This window comes from Pseudomonas sp. 15C, assembly GCF_055484735.1.
On record NZ_JBUDGD010000008.1, the window covers coordinates 1 to 18,983 of the forward strand.

An 18,983-nucleotide genomic window follows, 5' to 3' on the forward strand; every position below is an offset into this window, starting at 1 on the left:
CGTTCGTACGGCGGCATGTCGGTGATGTCGACGCCGTCGAGGAAAATGCGCCCCTCCGTGGGCCGTTCAAACCCTGCGAGCATGCGCAGCAGGGTGGATTTGCCCGATCCCGAACCGCCGAGCAGGGCGAAGATCTCGCCTTTCTTGATTTCCAGGGACACGTCGTCCACGGCAATCGTCTCGTCGAACTTCTTCGTGACCCGGTCGATCTTGACCAGCACCTGTTTTGGTGTCTGGTCGCCCTCGAGGGCTTTCTTGTAGGCGCCGGAGGCAACTGCCATTTGCGAAACTCCCAACAGAATCAGCAGGTCGCCACGCAAGACGAACCCAGGATAGTTTGTGCGTTATTTGCCCGACTTGACCTTGGTCCAGCTGCGGGTCATCAAACGCTGAATATTGGCTGGCAGCTCGGTCGACACGTAGGTCTTGTCGAGGACTGCTTGCGGCGGGTAAACCGCTTCGTCGGTGCGGATGGACTGTTCCATCAGCTTGTCCGAACCCGGGTTGGGGTTGGCGTAACCGACGTAATCACTGACCTGGGCGATCACCTCAGGTTTCAGCAAATAGTTGATGAAGGCGTGGGCTTCCTTGACGTTGGACGAGTCCTTGGGAATCGCCAGCATGTCGAACCACAGCGCGCCGCCCTCTTTCGGAATCGAGTAGGCGATGTTCACGCCTTTCTTGGCTTCTTCGGCACGGTTCTTCGCCTGGAAAATGTCACCGGAGAAACCGATCGCCACGCAGATGTCGCCGTTGGCCAGATCGCCGATGTATTTCGAGGAGTGGAAATAAGTCACGTAAGGACGCACCGCGAGCAGCTTCGCGGTGGCTTTTTCGTAGTCCTTGGTGTTGGTGCTGTTGGCGTTCAGGCCCAGGTAATTGAGCATCGTCGGCATCATTTCATCGGCCGAATCGAGGAACGCGACGCCGCAGCTGTGCAGCTTCTTGATGTTTTCCGGCTCGAACAGAACGGCCCAGGAATCGATCTTGTCGATGCCCAGCACAGCCTTGACCTTGTCGACGTTGTAACCGATGCCGTTGGTGCCCCACAGGTAAGGCACGGCATACAGGTTACCCGGATCGTTTTGCTCCAGACGCTTGAGCAGTACTGGATCGAGATTGGAATAGTTCGGCAGTTGCGCCTTGTCGAGTTTCTGGAACGCGCCGGCCTTGATCTGCTTGCCGAGGAAGTGGTTCGACGGCACGACCACGTCGTAACCGGTACGCCCGGCGAGGAGTTTGCCTTCCAGGGTTTCGTTGGAGTCGAAGACGTCGTAGACCGGTTTGATCCCGGTCTCTTTCTCGAAGTCGGCCAGGGTCGATTCGCCGATGTAATCGGACCAGTTATAAATATGCACCGTACCGGCGGCCTGGGCTCCGACAGCCAGGGTCAGGCCGGCAGCGGCCAGCAGGGCTTTGCGCAAAGAAGAAAATACAGGCAAGTGGAGGTCCTCTAAATGGATTGGGCCCAAGTTGCCCGCGCTGCATGACAGCCATGGCTGCCCGACAACAAAACCGGCGCGCAACTTACCCTCGAAAAACCGATCCAGCAAAACTTTCTGTCATTTAATTGCTCCGCTGGCCGCCATCGCGGAAACGACGGCCAGCGGTTGCTGCGACAAACCGGCTTATTTACCCGATTTGATTTTGGTCCAGCTGCGGGTGATCAGGCGCAGGGTAGCCGCGTCCAGGTCACTGATCGCGTAGAGCTGTTTCTTCACTTCAGCCGACGGGTAAATGCTCGGGTCGCTGGTGATGTCCTTGTCCACCAGTGGCGTGGCCGCCTTGTTGCCGTTCGGGAAACGCACGGCGTTGGTGATGCCGGCCATCACTTGCGGCTCGAGCAGGTAGTTCATGAACTTGTAGGCGGCTTCGACGTTTTCGGCATCCTTGGGAATGGCGACCATGTCGTAGAACGTACCGGCGCCTTCTTTTGGAATGGTGTAGGCCAGTTTGACCTTGTCACCGGCTTCCTGGGCGCGGGTCTTGGACTGCTCCAGATCACCCGAGTAACCGACGGCGACGCAGATGTTGCCGTTGGCCAGGTCCGAGATGTACTTGGAGGAGTGGAAGTAGGCAACCGACGGACGAATCTTCAGGAACAGGTCTTCGGCGGCTTTCAGGTCAGCCTTGTCCTTGCTGTTGGTCGGCTTGCCCAGGTAGTGCAGCGCGGCCGGAATCATCTCGGTCGGGGCGTCGAGGAAGCTCACGCCGCAGCTTTTGAGTTTCTCGATGTTTTCAGGCTTGAACACCACGTCCCACGAATCGATCTTGTCGATGCCCAGCGCAGCCTTGACCTTGGCCGGGTTGTAGCCGATGCCGATCGAGCCCCACATGTACGGGAAAGCGTGTTTGTTGCCCTGGTCGCTGGCGTCGCCAACGGCCTTGAGCAGGTCTTCGTCGAGGTTTTTCCAGTTCGGCAGTTTGGACTTGTCCAGCTCCTGGTAAACGCCGGCCTTGATTTGCTTGGCGAGGAAGTTGTTGGAAGGCACCACGATGTCGTAACCGGACTTGCCGGCCAACAGCTTGGCTTCCAGGGTTTCGTTACTGTCGAAGACGTCGTAGACGACTTTGATCCCGGTGGCTTTTTCGAAGTTGGCCACGGTGTCCGGCGCGATGTAATCGGACCAGTTGTAAACGTGCAGCACTTTGTCGTCCGCGTGAACCGCACCCGCCATCATGCCCGCCACGGACAGCGCGAGAAGTGTCTTGCCAGCAAGCTTTTTACCTAATGCCTTCATGCGTCATGCTCCAAATTTTTCTTTTTTGAACCACATTGTTCAGCGGCCGAACCCGGACAACTGGAACCGCGGCTAGTCTGGCAAGATCCGAGGCGGTCTTTCAAGGAAAGACCGGCCTTTCTGACAGCTTTGACCGAGCAAGCCGCAACCCGCTCGCTCAAAGCCTAGCACTTAGCCCTGCAGCGCACCGAGGGTCAGGTCCAGACACTTGCGTGCCTTTGTAACCAGCTCGTCAATCTCGGCTTTGCTGATCACCAGCGGCGGCGCGATGATCATCGTGTCACCCACGGCGCGCATGATCAGGCCGTTGTCGAAGCAGAACTGCCGGCAGATCATGCCCACGCCCTTACCTTCGTAACGCTTGCGCGTGGCCTTGTCCTGCACCAGCTCGATCGCCCCCAGCAGACCGACGCCGCGAACTTCACCCACCAACGGATGATCGTTCAGCTCGCGCAGACGTTTCTGCAAATACGGTGCCGTTTCGTTGTGGGCGTTCTCGATAATTTTTTCATCGCGCAGAATGCGGATGTTTTCCAGGCCCACCGCCGCTGCCACCGGATGCCCGGAGTAGGTAAAGCCGTGGTTGAAATCGCCGCCTTCGTTGAGCACCGCCACCACACTGTCACGAACGATCAGGCCCCCCATCGGGATGTAGCCGGAGGTCAGGCCTTTGGCGATGGTCATCATGTCGGGTTTGAGGTCGTAGAAATCGCTACCGAACCACTCACCGGTGCGACCGAAGCCGCAGATCACTTCGTCCGCCACAAACAGGATGTCGTATTTGGCGAGGATTTCCTTGATGCGTGGCCAGTAGGTGTCGGGCGGAATGATCACGCCACCGGCGCCCTGGATCGGCTCGGCAATAAAGGCACCGACGTTGTCGACGCCGACTTCGAGAATCTTCTCTTCCAGCTGATTGGCCGCCCAGACGCCGAACTCTTCCGGCGTCATGTCGCCGCCTTCGGCAAACCAGTACGGCTGCGCGATGTGCTCGATGCCCGGGATCGGCAAGTCGCCCTGTTCGTGCATGTAGGTCATGCCGCCGAGGCTCGCGCCGGCCACAGTCGAACCGTGGTAACCGTTCTTGCGGCTGATGATGACTTTCTTGTTCGGCTGACCCTTGATCGCCCAGTAATGGCGAACCATGCGCAGCATGGTGTCGTTGCCTTCGGAGCCGGAACCGGTGAAGAACACATGGTTCATGCCTTCCGGTGCAACGTCGGCTATCGCCTTGGCCAGTTGCAATGCCGGCGGGTGCGCAGTCTGGAAGAACAGGTTGTAGTACGGCAGTTCGCGCATCTGTTTGGCGGCAGCGTCGGCCAGTTCATCGCGACCGTAACCGATCGCCACGCACCAGAGCCCGGCCATGCCGTCGAGGATCTTGTTGCCTTCGCTGTCCCACAGGTAAACGCCCTTGGCATGGGTGATGATCCTCGGGCCCTTCTCTTTCAGTTGCTTGAAGTCGCTGAACGGGGCCAGGTGGTGATCACTGCTGAGTGCTTGCCACTCGCGGGTTTGCGGGTTGTTGCTGGTCATGCCAATTCTCCTTGTTATCGGTGAAGGCGCGCCGCCTGAGCGACGCGCCCGGCGTATCAGACGGCGAAGAGCAGGTACTCACGCTCCCAGGAACTGATCACGCGCTTGAAATTTTCATGCTCGGCCCGCTTGACCGCCACGTAGCCTGTGATGAAAGTCTTGCCGAGGTATTTCTCGACGGTCTTGCTGTTTTCCATGCGCTCCAGCGCGTCTTCGATGGTCAGCGGCAGGCGCAGGTTGCGGCGCTCGTAGCCGCGGCCCACCACAGGCGCGCTCGGGTTGAGCCCTTCGACCATGCCGATGTAACCGCAGAGCAGGCTCGCGGCGATCGCCAGGTACGGGTTGGCGTCGGCGCCCGGCAGACGGTTTTCCACGCGGCGGTTCTGCGGGCCGGCATCCGGTACGCGCAGGCCGACGGTGCGGTTTTCTTCGCCCCACTCCACGTTCACCGGCGCCGAAGTGTCCGGCAGGAAGCGGCGGAACGAGTTGACGTTGGGGGCGAACAGCGGCAGCAATTCCGGGATCAGTTTCTGCAGGCCACCGATGTGGTGCAGGAACAACTGGCTCATGGTCCCGTCTTCATTGGAGAAGACGTTCTTGCCGGTGTGGATGTCGATGATGCTCTGGTGCAAGTGCATGGCACTGCCCGGCTCGCCGGTCATCGGTTTGGCCATGAACGTCGCAGCCACGTCGTGCTTGAGCGCGGCTTCGCGCATGGTGCGCTTGAACACCAGGATCTGGTCGGCCAGCGACAGTGCGTCACCGTGACGGAAGTTGATTTCCATCTGCGCCGTGCCGTCTTCGTGGATCAGCGTATCGAGGTCCAGCTCCTGCAATTCGCACCAGTCATAGACGTCTTCGAACAGCGGATCGAATTCGTTCGCTGCTTCAATGGAGAACGACTGACGGCCGATTTCCGGGCGACCGGAGCGACCAATCGGTGGCTGCAACGGATAGTCAGGGTCGTCACTGCGCTTGGTCAGGTAGAACTCCATTTCCGGCGCGACGATCGGCTGCCAGCCCTTGTCGGCATACAGCTTGAGGACTTTCTTGAGGACGTTGCGCGGCGACAGCTCGATCGGGTTGCCTTGCTTGTCATAAGTGTCATGGATCACCTGCGCGGTCGGCTCGATGGCCCACGGCACCAGGTACACGGCGTTCTGGTCGGGGCGGCAGATCATGTCGATGTCGGCCGGGTCGAGCAGTTCGTAATAGATGTCGTCTTCGACGTAGTCGCCGGTCACGGTCTGCAACAAAACACTTTCCGGCAGACGCATGCCTTTTTCGGCGATGAACTTGTTGGTCGGGGAAATCTTGCCGCGGGTAATGCCGGTCAAGTCGGCGATCATGCATTCGACTTCTGTGATCTTGCGGTCTTTCAACCAATCGGTGAGCTGGTCGAGGTTGGTACTCATAAATGCCTCTGGGCTGAGTCTCCTGACGCGATGTCAGGCAAGTTTGACGCTGAGAGCGTCGCGTTAAAGGGGGCTTGCTCGCGCAGTGCCGGCTTACGCCTGGCACCGCGCATAGACAATGAACGAGGAGCTTACCTGCCCTTTACGCTGGCGTTGCATTTCCTGTGCACATTCAAGGCGTGCAGAATCGTGAGCACGGCTGGGGAAGCGGCACAGGCTGTGACGATGAAAGCGATCTATATTGAAAGGAGACGCCATAAACAGGATGCTGTCGTCTGCGTCCAGAATATCGGACGCTGTCGCTTGGCAGGCTGCTGCGCAGTGCAGCGACGGCAAATCGCGAGCCTTGATGGCCGCGCTACGGACGGATGGATCGCCACTGATGTGATAAGCATGCAGACCGGACTGTTGCGAGCAGTCGGTGACGCCGATTAACGGCAGGCGAGACATGAAGCACCCCGGTATTATTGCTGTTATGGGTTTGATCGGAGCTTAGCCTTGTTCATTTTTTTACACAACACCCCCGTAAAAAATACAACACGGCCTGCTCAAGCCTGCGGGTGCCCGACACATGCAGGACGCAAAAACGCCCCGAAATGCCCCATAAATGCCCTCACGGCGCTTTTTTAGGGCAAAAAAGGCCTCGCTTGACTTCGGCAGGCTGTTCGGGTTGACTGAAACCAGAAAAGATCAATGATTGATATTTTTAACAACAAAGGTGTTGCATCATGTCGGTACCCCCGCGTGCCGTTCAGCTTAACGAAGCGAACGCGTTCCTTAAGGAACATCCTGAGGTTCTGTACGTTGACCTTCTGATTGCGGATATGAATGGTGTGGTGCGCGGCAAGCGCATCGAACGCACCAGCCTCCACAAGGTTTACGAGAAAGGCATCAACCTGCCGGCCTCTCTATTTGCTCTGGATATCAATGGTTCGACGGTGGAAAGCACCGGCCTGGGCCTGGACATCGGCGACGCCGATCGTATCTGCTATCCGATCCCCGATACCCTGTGCAACGAGCCATGGCAGAAGCGCCCGACCGCGCAACTGCTGATGACCATGCACGAACTCGAAGGCGACCCGTTCTTCGCCGACCCGCGTGAAGTGCTGCGCCAGGTGGTGACCAAGTTCGACGAACTGGGCCTGACCATCTGCGCCGCGTTCGAACTCGAGTTCTACCTGATCGACCAGGAAAACGTGAACGGCCGTCCACAACCGCCACGCTCGCCAATCTCCGGCAAACGTCCGCACTCGACGCAGGTCTACCTGATCGACGACCTCGACGAATACGTCGACTGCCTCCAGGACATTCTGGAAGGTGCCAAAGAGCAAGGCATCCCGGCCGATGCGATCGTCAAGGAAAGTGCCCCGGCGCAGTTCGAAGTGAACCTGCACCACGTCGCCGACCCGATCAAGGCGTGCGATTACGCGGTCCTGCTCAAGCGCCTGATCAAGAACATCGCCTACGACCATGAAATGGACACAACTTTCATGGCCAAGCCGTACCCAGGCCAGGCAGGCAATGGTCTGCACGTGCACATTTCGATTCTGGACAAGGCCGGCAAGAACATTTTTGCCAGCGAGGATCCCGAGCAGAACGCCGCGCTGCGTCACGCGATCGGCGGTGTGCTCGAGACCCTGCCCGCGCAGATGGCGTTCCTCTGCCCGAACGTCAACTCGTATCGTCGTTTCGGCGCGCAGTTCTATGTACCGAACTCGCCGTGCTGGGGGCTGGACAACCGCACCGTGGCGATTCGCGTACCGACCGGCTCTGCCGATGCTGTGCGTATTGAACACCGCGTTGCCGGTGCCGACGCCAACCCGTACCTGCTGATGGCTTCGGTGCTGGCCGGCGTGCATCACGGTCTGGTCAACAAGATCGAGCCCGGCGCGCCTGTCGAAGGCAACAGCTACGAGCAGAACGAGCAAAGCCTGCCGAACAACTTGCGTGACGCCCTGCGCGAGCTGGACGACAGCGAGGTGATGGCCAAGTACATCGATCCGAAGTACATCGATATCTTCGTCGCCTGCAAGGAAAGCGAGCTGGAGGAGTTCGAACACTCCATCTCCGACCTTGAGTACAACTGGTATCTGCATACTGTGTAATAAGCGGTTGTAGCGTCCATAAGAACGTCGTTGGCTGTCGCAGCCAACGGCGTTTTTTTATGGCCGCCTGCGGCGGATCGCGAGCAGGCTCGCTCCCACAGGGTTCTGTTGCGTACTCAGAATTTATGTTCAACAGAGTACCTGTGGGAGCTGGCTTGCCAGCGATGGCGGCCGACAAGACAACATCGAACCCGGCTCGTACAATGCCCGCTGCCCCGCAGGAGACTTTCATGACGCGTCCCGCCACCGTCCGCAAACCCCGTGCCCGCAGTCAGGCGCGGATCGATTCGATTCTCGACGCTGCGCGCACGCTGCTGGCCGCCGAGGGCGTGGCGAGCCTGTCGATCTACAGCGTGGCCGAGCGAGCGCAGATTCCGCCCTCCTCTGTGTACCATTTCTTCGCCAGCGTCCCGGCCTTGCTCGAAGCGTTGACCGCCGACGTACACGCAGCCTTTCGCGCCTGCCTGCAAGCGCCGATTGATCATGACGCGTTGCGCGACTGGCGCGATCTGTCGCGACTGGTCGAACAACGCATGCTCGAGATCTACGGCGAAGACGCTGCGGCACGCCAGTTGATTCTCGCCCAGCACGGACTGACGGAAGTGACTCAGGCGGACCGCCAGCACGATCTGGAACTGGGCGAGCTGATGCACAAACTGTTCGACCATCACTTCGAACTGCCAAAGCTGCCGGACGACGTCGATGTGTTTGCCCTGGCGATGGAACTGGGCGACCGGGTGTATGCCCGTTCGGTGCAGCAGCATGGGCAGATCACCCCGCGCATGGCCGAGGAAGGGATGCGGGTGTTTGATGCCTATATCGGCCTGTATCTGCCGCCGTATCTGCCCAAAAGATCTTTGGTGATCTGACTGGCCTCATCGCTGGCAAGCCAGCTCCCACAGAGTTATTTGTCGGTCATAAATCACTTGTGGGAGCTGGCTTGCCAGCGATGGCCGCGCTGCCGATTTCAAGCCAGGCACAAAAAACCCCGAAGGGCTCACACCCTTCGGGGTTGTTGTTTATCCACCGGCTTACAACTTGGCGATCGACACCTCGGTGGATTTAACAAAGGCGATCACTTCACTGCCCACCACCAGTTCCAGCTCTTTGACCGAGCGAGTGGTGATCACTGAAGTGACGATGCCCGAAGCGGTCTGCACGTCGATTTCCGACAGCACGTCGCCGAGGACGATTTCCTTGATCGAGCCTTTGAACTGGTTGCGCACGTTAATGGCTTTGATAGTCATGGCATTTCTCCTGAGATCGAAATGAGCGGCAAGTGGCAAGCTACAAGCTGCAAGCAAAAGCACAGCGCCTTGACTTGCAGCTTGAAGCTCGAAGCTTGCAGCTGCTTTATTGCGCCCAACGCAATTGCGTGGGCAGAGGTGAAACGGGTTCCGGCGCCGGCGGTTCGCCGGGCAGGGACAGAAGACGGTTGAGCACTTCGGTTTCCAGTGCGGCCAGGCGATGCGAGCCACGCGCGCGTGGGCGCGGCAGTTCGACGTGCAGGTCGAGGCCGACGGCGCCGTCCTCGATCAGAATGACCCGATCGGCAATCGCCACCGCTTCGCTGACGTCGTGGGTTACCAGCAACACGGTGAAACCGTGTTGCTGCCACAGGCGTTCGATCAGTTGCTGCATCTCGATGCGCGTCAGGGCGTCCAGCGCGCCGAGTGGTTCGTCGAGCAACAGCAGGCGCGGTTTATGAATCAGCGCCCGAGCCAGGGCGACACGCTGCTTCTGGCCGCCGGACAACGCCGCCGGCCATTCATTGGCGCGATCGGCCAAGCCCACGGCTTCCAGTGCATCCAGCGCCTGCTGGCGCCAGTTGCCCTTGAGGCCAAGACCGACGTTGTCGATGATCTTTTTCCATGGCAGCAGGCGCGCTTCCTGGAACATCAAGCGGGTGTCATCGCGCGCCTCATTGAGCGGTGCGGAACCGGCGAGCAGGTCGCCGCCAGTCGGTTGATCGAGTCCGGCGAGCAAGCGCAGCAAGGTGCTTTTACCGCAACCACTGCGCCCGACCACGGCAACAAATTGCCCCGCTGGAATGTGCAAATCGATGTCGCGCAATACCTGGCGCGAGCCAAAGGTTTTCTGCAGATTGCGCAGCGCCAGCGGAATTCCGCGCAGCAAGCGTGGCGGCTGTTGAGCAGTCATACCGCACCTCCCTTGGCCACCTGATAGGCCGGGTGCCAGCGCAACCACACCCGTTCAAGCCCACGAGCGGCGAGGTCAGCCAGTTTGCCCAGCACCGCGTAAAGCAGGATCGCCAGCACCACCACGTCGGTCTGCAAGAACTCGCGGGCATTCATCGCCAGATAGCCAATACCGGAGCTGGCCGAAATGGTTTCGGCAACGATCAGCGTCAGCCACATGAAACCCAGGGCAAAGCGCACGCCAACCAGAATCGACGGCAGCGCGCCGGGCAGAATCACCTGGCGGAACAGGCTGAAACCGCTCAGGCCATAACTGCGCGCCATCTCCACCAGCGCCGGGTCGACGTTGCGGATGCCGTGATAGGTGTTGAGATAAATCGGAAACAACGTACCCAACGCGACGAGAAAAATCTTCGCCGACTCATCGATGCCGAACCACAGGATCACCAGCGGAATCAGCGCCAGATGCGGCACGTTGCGGATCATCTGCACCGAGCTGTCGAGCAAGCGTTCGCCCCATTTCGACAGGCCAGTGATAAAGCCCAGCACCAGGCCGATGCTGCCGCCGATGGTGAAGCCGAGTGCCGCGCGCCAGCCGCTGATGGCCAGGTGCGTCCAGATTTCGCCGCTGCGCACCAGACTGACGCCGGCTTCGATTACCGCCACCGGTGCCGGCAGGATCCGCGTCGACAACCAGCCGGCCGACACTGATAACTGCCACACCGCGAGCAACAACACCGGCAACGCCCAGGGCGCGAGGCTGTGGATGAATTTCTTCATGGCCGCGCCTCAGCTCTGCGATGCGGCTTTGGGCAGGATATCGTTGGCGACCATCTCGCCGAACGGGCTGACATAACCGGCGCTTTTCGGCAGTTCCGGGCGCTCGACGTCGAGGTGCGGAAACAGCAGCTCGGCGACGCGATAGGATTCTTCGAGGTGTGGATAACCGGAGAAGATGAACGTATCGATGCCCAGCTCAGCGTATTCCTTGACCCGCGCCACCACGGTCGGGCCATCGCCAACCAGTGCCGTACCGGCGCCGCCACGCACCAGACCGACGCCGGCCCACAGGTTCGGGCTGACTTCGAGGTTGTCGCGGCTACCGCCGTGCAGCGCGGCCATGCGTTGCTGACCGACCGAATCGAAGCGCGCCAGCGAAGCCTGCGCACGTTGGATGGTGTCGTCGTCCAGATGCGAGATCAGCCGATCCGCTGCTTGCCAGGCTTCGGCATTGGTTTCCCGCACGATCACATGCAGACGAATACCGAAGCGAACGGTGCGGCCGAGCTTGGCGGCCTTGGCGCGGACCTGCGCGATTTTCTCGGCCACCGCCGCCGGTGGCTCGCCCCAGGTCAGGACCATTTCCACTTGCTCGGCGGCCAGGTCCTGCGCAGCTTCCGACGAACCGCCGAAGTACAGCGGCGGACGCGGTTGCTGGATCGGTGGATAGAGCAACTTGGCGCCTTTGACGCTGATGTGTTCGCCATCGTAATCAACGGTTTCGCCTTCCAGCACGCGGCGCCAGATGCGGGTGAATTCCACCGAGGCCTGATAGCGTTCTTCGTGGTTGAGGAACAGACCGTCACCGGCCAATTCTTCCGGGTCGCCGCCAGTCACCAGGTTGAACAACGCACGACCGCCGGACAAACGATCCAGTGTTGCAGCCTGACGCGCCGCCACCGTCGGGGAAATGATCCCGGGGCGCAGGGCAACCAGAAGCTTCAGGCGCTGGGTCACTGGAATCAGCGAGGCCGCGACCAGCCACGAATCTTCGCAGGAGCGCCCGGTCGGAATCAGCACACCGCCGAAACCGAGGCGATCCGCCGCTTGCGCGACTTGCTGCAAATAACCGTGATCCACCGCGCGGGCGCCTTCGGCGGTGCCAAGGTAATGGCCGTCGCCGTGGGTAGGCAGGAACCAGAAAATATTGAGGCTCATGGAGTGGTCTCCTTGTGGATTCGAATTACTGCGCTTGAGAGCTTTGGGCCACAGCGGCCGGTGGCGTCCAGATCACGTCCTTGATGCTCAGCGGCTTGGGAATCAGCTTGAGCTGGAAGAACGTGTCGGCGATTTTCTGTTGCGCGGCGACCACTTCCGGGGTCAGGAACAGCGCGCCATAGCCCTGTCGTTTTACCGAGGTCAGGGTGATGTCTGCCGGCAGACCGAGCAGTGGCGCCACCTGTTGGGTAACGTCTTGAGGATTGGCTTTGGACCACTCGCCGACCGCGCGCACTTCTTCGACGAGGGTCTTGATCACCTCGGGATTTTTCTGCGCGTAAGGTTTGGTGGCGAGATAGAACTGGTGGTTATCGACGATGCCTTTGCCGTCACGCAGGGTATGCGCCTGCAACTGTTGTTCGGCGGCGGCCTGATACGGATCCCAGATAACCCAGGCGTCGACACTGCCGCGCTCGAACGCCGCGCGGGCATCGGCCGGTGGCAGGAACACGGTTTGAATGTCGCTGTACTTGAGGCCGGCGTCTTCCAATGCGCGCACCAACAGGTAGTGGACGTTGGAGCCTTTGTTCAGCGCGATCTTCTTGCCTTTGAGATCGGCCACCGACTTGATCGGCGAATCTTTCGGCACAAGGATCGCTTCACTGTTCGGCGCTGGCGGTTCGTAAGCCACATAGAGCAGATCGGCGCCGGCGGCCTGGGCAAACACGGGCGGGGTTTCGCCGGTCACGCCAAAGTCGATCGAGCCAACATTGAGGCCTTCGAGCAGTTGCGGGCCGCCGGGGAATTCAGTCCATTGCACGTCGACGCCTTGGGCGGCCAGACGTTTTTCCAGCGTGCCTTTGGCCTTGAGCAGCACCAGCGTGCCGTACTTCTGATAACCGATCCGCAAGGTCTCGGCTTGAGCTTGAGTCATGGCGCCGATGGACACAGCCGCAGCAAACAGAGCGACCAGACCACGACGCAAAAATACAGGGCGCATGGCGCTCTCCTTTTTGCTGTTGGGTTGTGGCTGCACCTGCTTGCCCGTTGGCGGGCGAGTAAGGCCAGTACTTCAAATTGCGATGAGGCTCAAATGCTCCAGCGAGCACTTAATAAACGTTCGTTCAACAGGCCCGGCTCCAGCGGTTTCGGCCGGCGTGTCATGGCCCCGACAAACTGCTCCAGCGCTTCATGCAGTCGCAATTCCAGGGCCGGCGCCAGTTGCGCATCGGCACTGCCTTCGCCGTAAGCGATCTGGCTGTCCTCGGCAAAAATCCCCTGGAGCATTTCCTGGGCTTTCAACGCCGAGAGCACTGGCTTGAGGGCGTAATCGACCACCAGCATGTGGGCGATGCTGCCACCGGTGGCCATCGGCAAAACGATCTTGTGGCTCAGCGCACGTTCCGGCAGCAGATCCAACAGGGTTTTCAGTGCGCCGGAAAATGAAGCCTTGTATACCGGCGTAGCGATCAGCAGGCCGTCGGCGTTTTCGATTTGTTGCAACAGGTCGAGAACCTTCGGGCTGTCGAAGCGCGCGTGGAGCAAATCTTCGGCCGGGAAGTCCCGCACCCGATAACTCACCACTTCCACCCCGTGCTGTTGCAACCAGCGTTGCGAGCGCTCCAGCAGCACCCCGGAGCGGGAGCGCAGGCTGGGGCTGCCACCCAGTGAGACGACCAGCATTGCGACGATTCCTTAAACGTTAGCGGCGATTCGCAGGTTGCGATCTCGCTTCAATGGAATGACCTTACCAGTAGATTTATATATCTATAAATCATATTTATTCATTTGGTTATGCGTTTTGGAGATATACCAACTGCCTTTATCTGGACAAAAAAAAGGCCGTCGAAACGGCCGAAATTCCCCTGCTCTGTGGTTCCGTGGTGACTGGACTATCGCCATCGCGAGCAGGCTCACTCCTACAGGGGATCGCATTCCAAATGCAGGAGTGAGCCTGCTCGCGATGGCGCCAGCGGCTACCCCGCAGAAATCATTTGTTGGGCTGCGGCGTCAGGCGCAGGTACGGCTTCACCGCGCGATAGCCTTTGGGGAAGCGCTGCTTGATCTCGTCCTCATCCTTGAGCGAAGGCACGATCACCACGTCTTCACCGTCCTGCCAGTTGGCCGGGGTGGCCACCTTGTAGTTGTCGGTGAGCTGCAGCGAGTCGATCACCCGCAGGATCTCGTGGAAGTTGCGCCCGGTGCTCGCTGGATAAGTAATGGTCAGGCGAATCTTCTTGTTCGGATCGATGACGAACAGCGAGCGCACGGTCAGGGTGTCACTGGCGTTCGGATGGATCAGGTCGTAGAGGTCGGAAACCTTGCGATCGGCATCGGCCAGGATCGGAAAATTGACCACGGTGTTCTGGGTTTCGTTGATGTCTTCGATCCACTTGTGGTGCGAATCCACCGGGTCGACCGACAGCGCAATGGCTTTGACGCCGCGCTGGCTGAACTGGTCCTTGAGCTTGGCGGTGAAGCCCAGTTCGGTAGTGCACACCGGGGTGAAGTCCGCCGGATGAGAGAACAGCACGCCCCAGCTATCGCCCAGCCATTCGTGGAAACGAATCTTGCCGGCGCTGGAATCCTGTTCGAAATCGGGGGCGATGTCGCCAAGTCTGAGGCTCATGATGCGGCTCCTGTTGGAGTTGTTGGAGACCTCAACTGTAGCTCGGGATTTGCCATGATGAAAAAGAATAAATAACGAGATATTTATATCTTTATTGAATATTAAACTTCTGTTCACTGGACGCTCGGCGGCATCGCGACGAACATCGGTTCCAAGGTTCGAGAAGGCCTTGAGTTGCAGTAAAGAGGGAAATTCGGGACAGGCTTACGGGGGTGGGCCTGACCCGAAAACGCAAAAGCCCCGTCCGGCGCAATGCCGGACGGGGCTTTTTTTACGTCTGCGAATCGAACCGTGCTATTACAACAGCGGGATCGAGTAGCTGACGATCAGGCGGTTTTCGTCCTGCGAACGGGTGTTCGGCAGGTCGGTGCGCCATACAGCGTTTTTCCACATCAGGCCGACGTTCTTGAACGGACCTTCCGGCACTACGTAGCCGATAGTGAAGTCGCGTTCCCACTCGGAACGGTTCGACGCGTTTTCGCGACCGTTGCTGCCAACGGTGTCGATGCTGTCGCCCTTCAGGTAAACCACACCGGCGGTCAGGCCAGGTACGCCAACCTTGGCGAAGTCGTAGGAGTAGCGAGCTTGCCAGGTTTTCTCACCGGCACGGCCGAACTTCTGGATCTGCATGTCGGTGATGGTGTAGTTCGACGAACCGTCGCCCTGGTTCAGCCAAGGGAAGTCGCTGCTACCGTTGGAAACCTGATAGCCGCCACCGAAGGTGTGGCCGGCAACGGTATACAGGAACAGGCCGCTGTACAGGTTGTTGTCGACTTCGCCACGACCGTTACGGAAACCGGTGTAGTTACCCGAGCTGTAGTAAGCCGAATCGGTGCCGTTCTTGCCGTCGTCGGAGCTGTTGAAATAACGCAGGTCAGACTTCAACACGCCCGGGCCGATCGACCAGTTGTGTACCAGACCCAGGAAGTGCTGCTTGTAGAAGTCTTCCAGGTTGCCGTAGTAGTACTGGGCAGTCAGGTCTTTGGTGATCTTGTAGTCACCACCGGCATAGATGAACTTGTTGCTGTCACGGAACGCCGTGCCACGGGAGTTGGCGCCGCCGATCGAGAGGTTTTCGTTGTTGCTGGAGTTACGACCTTTTACCGCTTCGATCTGACCGCCGACCAGGGTCAGGTCCTTGATCTCGCCGGAAGTGATCTGGCCGCCCTGCCAGGTTTGTGGCAACAGACGACCGTCGTTGGTCACGATGACCGGCAGTTTTGGCTGCAGGGTGCCCAGCTTCAGTTCGGTCTGGGAGATCTTGGCTTTGGCAGTCAGACCCAGGCTGGAGAAGTTGTCCACGGCTTCGCCGTTGGACTCGCTCGGGAACACGGTGCCGCCGTAAGCGGTGCCGCTGTTGCCGTTGGTGCCGCCGCCCGAATCCAGACGGATGCCCAGCAGGCCGATGGCGTCAAGGCCGAAACCGACAGTGCCCTGGGTGTAACCGGAGATGAAACGCAGATCGAAGCCTTGGCCCCACTCTTCGTTCTTGTTGGCGCCAGTGCCATCACGGTTGTCCGTGTTGATGTAGAAGTTGCGCAGCCCCAGAGTTGCCTTGCTGTCTTCGATGAAACCGGCGGCGCCTGCCTGCTGCGCCATAACCCCAACGGCCACGGCCAGGGCCAAGGTGGACTTGTTCATGTATCGCTCCTCTCGTTCTAATTCTTGTGTTCCTGGTTCGGGGTCGATTTGCCCTGAATCCTAAGATTCGCGATTAGCGCCAGACCGTGACTGCCAAGTCAATCGTAACCTTGTGTGTCTACGACCATCGTCTAATCGCCAGTGATTGGGTCCCTGCAGAGTAAAGACATCCTGATAAAGCGAAAAAGAATTTATTCGCTCTTTTTCATACCATTCGGGCATATGGCCGAATAATGGCCATCTCCAGCGGGAAACAGCGTATCGGCAACTAAGCTCATTCCTAAATGGTATTTGTTGACCTTTTTTTAGATCGATTAGCTTTGCCGTGCTCCCACCTACGTCAAACCCTATCGAAAAGGCGACGCATCATGGCGAAACGCGCACTATCAAGTCAATTTGTTACAGTTTGTGTGTCGGCAGTGTTTTCTTTTTCCGCACATGCCGCCGGTCTGACCGTGGGTTATCAGACGGGCATCGACCCGAGCAAAGTGCCCCAGGCGGACGGCGTCTATGAGGAGGCCATCGGCGAAAAGATCGACTGGCGGCGCTTCAACAGCGGCCCGGAAGTTGTGACAGCCATTGCTTCGGGTGATGTGCAGATCGGCAATCTCGGTTCGAGCCCGCTGGCAGCAGCGGCGTCGCGCAATCTGCCGATCGTGGCGTTTATTGTTTCGGCGCAGATCAATGCCGCCGAAGCCTTGGTGGTGCGCAATGGCAGTGGCATTGACAAGCCGCAGGATCTGATCGGCAAAACCATCGCCACGCCGTTCGTGTCCACTTCTCACTACAGCCTGCTCGGGGCGTTGAAACACTGGGGCCTGACGACCTCGCAAGTCAAAGTGGTCAACCTGCAACCGGCAGAGATTGCCGCTGCATGGAAGCGTGGCGACATCGATGGGGCGTTTGTCTGGTCACCGGCGCTGGGTGAAATTCGCAAGACCGGCAAGACCCTGACTGACGCCGCGCAGGTCGGCCAGTGGGGCGCGCCGACTTTCGAAGTTTGGGTTGCGCGCAAGGATTTCGCCGAGAAGCATCCCGACGTCGTGGCGAAATTCGCCAAGGTCACGCTGGACTCGTTCGCTGATTACGCCGCGCACAAAGACAGCTGGACGGCCGACTCGGTGCCGGTACAGAAAATCGCCAAACTGACCGGTGCCAATGCCGCCGATGTACCGGAATTGCTCGCCGGCTCGACCTTCCCGGATGCGAAGGCGCAGCAAACCACAGCGCTGCTGGACGGCGGCACGGCGAAGGCGATTGGCGAGACGGCAAAATTCCTCAAGGAACAGGGCAAGGTCGAAACGGTGCTGACGGATTATTCGCCGTATGTCAGTGCGAAATTCATCGCGCACTAAAAAGCTTCGCGAGCAGGCTCGCTCCCACAGGGTTCACTGAACAAATGTGGGAGCGAGCCTGCTCGCGAATGGCGTGACGCGATTACAGCGTCTTTTCGAAAATCTTCGAATTGCGCTGATAGTTGTACAGCGAAGCCCGCGCCGCTGGCAGGCGCTCGACGCTGCTCGGTTCGAAACCGCGCTCGCGGAACCAGTGTGCAGTACGCGTGGTGAGCACGAACAAGGTTTTCAAACCCTGCGCCCGCGCACGGGTTTCGATGCGCTCAAGCAATTCATCACCGCGACCGCCATGGCGATACTCCGGGTTCACCGCCAGGCAAGCCAGCTCGCCGGCATCGGAATCGGCAATCTGGTACAGCGCCGCGCAGGCGATGATCATGCCTTCACGCTCGACCACGCTGAACTGCTCGATCTCGCGTTCCAGCACTTCACGCGAGCGGCGCACCAGAATGCCCTGCTCTTCCAGCGGACTGATCAGGTCGAGCAAGCCGCCGACATCTTCAATCGCCGCCTCGCGGACCAGCTCGAATTGCTCCTGCGCGACCAGCGTACCGCCGCCGTCACGGGTGAACAGTTCGGTTAGCAGCGCGCCGTCTTCGGCGTAGCTGACGATATGGCTGCGCGCTACGCCGCCACGGCAGGCTTCGGCAGCCGCGTCGAGCAACTCCGCCTGATAATTGCTCATGCCCAGACGCTGCAAATGCGCTGGTACTTGCTGTGGACGCAGTTCGCGCACCAGTTTGCCGTTCTCGTCGATCAGGCCGAGTTCTGCGCCGAACAACAGCAGTTTATCCGCACCCAGATCGATGGCGGCGCGGGTGGCGACGTCTTCGCATGCAAGGTTGAAGATTTCACCAGTTGGCGAGTAGCCCAGCGGCGACAGCAGCACGATCGAGCGCTCGTCGAGCAGGCGATTGATGCCCTTGCGATCGACCCGGCGCACTTCGCCGGTGTGGTGATAATCAACGCCTTCGAGCACGCCGATTGGCCGCGCGGTAACGAGGTTGCCGCTGGCCACGCGCAGGCGTGAGCCCTGCATCGGCGAGGAAGCCATGTCCATCGACAGCCGCGCTTCGATGGCGATGCGCAACTGGCCGACCGCGTCGATCACGCATTCCAGCGTCGCCGCGTCGGTGATGCGCATGCCGTGATGGTAATGCGGGGTCAGTCCGCGTGCGGCGAGGCGGGTTTCGATCTGTGGACGCGAGCCATGCACCAGCACCAGGCGCACGCCGAGGCTGTGCAGCAACACCAGGTCGTGGACGATGTTGCCGAAATTCGGATGCTCGACGCCGTCGCCGGGCAGCATGACGACGAAGGTGCAATCGCGGTGAGCATTGATGTAAGGGGACGCGTGACGAAGCCAATTGACGTATTCGGGCATGAACCTGGGCCTGTAAATAAAGAGCAGCCGAAAAAGGGGCGAAACGAAAAAACGCACAGCGGGCTGATGGTTATCGTCGG

General features: G+C 59.5%; 18 protein-coding genes. 3 read left to right on the forward strand and 15 right to left on the reverse strand.

Features of this window, described 5'->3' with window-relative positions:
• The 6 genes from ACYYKW_RS06505 to ACYYKW_RS06530 all read right to left on the reverse strand — a co-directional run.
• A partial coding sequence (locus tag ACYYKW_RS06505; protein WP_464989687.1) for an ATP-binding cassette domain-containing protein occupies positions 1–281 on the reverse strand: 281 nt, incomplete at its 3' end.
• Between the two features lie 63 nt (positions 282–344).
• Positions 345–1,442, reverse strand: coding sequence for a polyamine ABC transporter substrate-binding protein (locus tag ACYYKW_RS06510; protein WP_090287290.1), 1,098 nt, complete (start codon positions 1,440–1,442; stop codon positions 345–347).
• A 186-nt stretch (positions 1,443–1,628) separates the two neighbouring features.
• The gene (locus tag ACYYKW_RS06515) at positions 1,629–2,741 is read right to left on the reverse strand and encodes a polyamine ABC transporter substrate-binding protein (RefSeq protein WP_090287291.1); all 1,113 of its coding nucleotides are present in this window, start codon (positions 2,739–2,741) and stop codon (positions 1,629–1,631) included.
• A 171-nt stretch (positions 2,742–2,912) separates the two neighbouring features.
• Complete coding sequence (locus tag ACYYKW_RS06520; protein WP_090287293.1) at positions 2,913–4,277, reverse strand: aspartate aminotransferase family protein; 1,365 nt, start codon at positions 4,275–4,277, stop codon at positions 2,913–2,915.
• A gap of 56 nt (positions 4,278–4,333) precedes the next feature.
• Positions 4,334–5,692 (reverse strand): glutamine synthetase family protein, encoded by a 1,359-nt coding sequence (locus ACYYKW_RS06525; protein ID WP_336356936.1) that lies wholly within the window; start codon positions 5,690–5,692, stop codon positions 4,334–4,336.
• A gap of 93 nt (positions 5,693–5,785) precedes the next feature.
• Complete coding sequence (locus tag ACYYKW_RS06530) at positions 5,786–6,142, reverse strand: gamma-glutamyl-gamma-aminobutyrate hydrolase family protein (protein WP_464989688.1); 357 nt, start codon at positions 6,140–6,142, stop codon at positions 5,786–5,788.
• A gap of 278 nt (positions 6,143–6,420) precedes the next feature.
• On the opposite strand from ACYYKW_RS06530, the gene ACYYKW_RS06535 reads away from it, so the two are divergent.
• Positions 6,421–7,797 (forward strand): glutamine synthetase family protein, encoded by a 1,377-nt coding sequence (locus tag ACYYKW_RS06535; RefSeq protein ID WP_016772657.1) that lies wholly within the window; start codon positions 6,421–6,423, stop codon positions 7,795–7,797.
• A 230-nt stretch (positions 7,798–8,027) separates the two neighbouring features.
• Complete coding sequence (locus ACYYKW_RS06540; protein WP_093097310.1) at positions 8,028–8,666, forward strand: TetR/AcrR family transcriptional regulator; 639 nt, start codon at positions 8,028–8,030, stop codon at positions 8,664–8,666.
• A 162-nt stretch (positions 8,667–8,828) separates the two neighbouring features.
• Here the strand turns inward: ACYYKW_RS06540 and ACYYKW_RS06545 are convergent, their stop codons facing one another.
• The 8 genes from ACYYKW_RS06545 to ACYYKW_RS06580 all read right to left on the reverse strand — a co-directional run bounded on the left by ACYYKW_RS06545 (position 8,829) and on the right by ACYYKW_RS06580 (position 16,164).
• Complete coding sequence (locus ACYYKW_RS06545) at positions 8,829–9,044, reverse strand: TOBE domain-containing protein (RefSeq protein ID WP_003229256.1); 216 nt, start codon at positions 9,042–9,044, stop codon at positions 8,829–8,831.
• Positions 9,045–9,150: 106 nt separating this feature from the next.
• Positions 9,151–9,957: an aliphatic sulfonates ABC transporter ATP-binding protein gene (gene ssuB, locus ACYYKW_RS06550; protein WP_464989689.1), complete on the reverse strand. Its 807-nt coding sequence runs from the start codon at positions 9,955–9,957 to the stop codon at positions 9,151–9,153.
• On the reverse strand, positions 9,954–10,736 hold the full coding sequence (ssuC, locus tag ACYYKW_RS06555) for an aliphatic sulfonate ABC transporter permease SsuC (RefSeq protein WP_464989690.1): 783 nt from the start codon (positions 10,734–10,736) through the stop codon (positions 9,954–9,956). The genes ssuB and ssuC overlap by 4 nt, the downstream gene beginning before the upstream one ends.
• A gap of 9 nt (positions 10,737–10,745) precedes the next feature.
• Entirely contained in the window at positions 10,746–11,894 is a 1,149-nt protein-coding gene (gene ssuD, locus ACYYKW_RS06560) for an FMNH2-dependent alkanesulfonate monooxygenase (protein WP_464989691.1), read from the reverse strand.
• A 25-nt stretch (positions 11,895–11,919) separates the two neighbouring features.
• Entirely contained in the window at positions 11,920–12,894 is a 975-nt protein-coding gene (locus tag ACYYKW_RS06565; RefSeq protein WP_093097302.1) for a sulfonate ABC transporter substrate-binding protein, read from the reverse strand.
• An 89-nt stretch (positions 12,895–12,983) separates the two neighbouring features.
• Positions 12,984–13,577, reverse strand: a complete 594-nt coding sequence (gene ssuE / locus ACYYKW_RS06570) for an NADPH-dependent FMN reductase (RefSeq protein WP_464989692.1) — start codon at positions 13,575–13,577, stop codon at positions 12,984–12,986.
• Between the two features lie 307 nt (positions 13,578–13,884).
• Positions 13,885–14,523, reverse strand: a complete 639-nt coding sequence (locus ACYYKW_RS06575; protein ID WP_203419916.1) for a peroxiredoxin — start codon at positions 14,521–14,523, stop codon at positions 13,885–13,887.
• A 297-nt stretch (positions 14,524–14,820) separates the two neighbouring features.
• A complete protein-coding gene (locus ACYYKW_RS06580; protein WP_090287311.1) occupies positions 14,821–16,164 on the reverse strand; it encodes an OprD family porin in 1,344 nt (447 codons plus the stop codon).
• 365 nt (positions 16,165–16,529) lie between these two features.
• Here ACYYKW_RS06580 and tauA point away from each other — a divergent pair, with 365 nt between their 5' ends.
• The gene (tauA, locus tag ACYYKW_RS06585; protein WP_464989733.1) at positions 16,530–17,519 is read left to right on the forward strand and encodes a taurine ABC transporter substrate-binding protein; all 990 of its coding nucleotides are present in this window, start codon (positions 16,530–16,532) and stop codon (positions 17,517–17,519) included.
• Positions 17,520–17,601: 82 nt separating this feature from the next.
• Here tauA and argA read toward each other — a convergent pair whose 3' ends face one another.
• Positions 17,602–18,903: an amino-acid N-acetyltransferase gene (argA, locus tag ACYYKW_RS06590; protein ID WP_016772647.1), complete on the reverse strand. Its 1,302-nt coding sequence runs from the start codon at positions 18,901–18,903 to the stop codon at positions 17,602–17,604.
• Between the last annotated feature and the right edge of the window lie 80 nt (positions 18,904–18,983).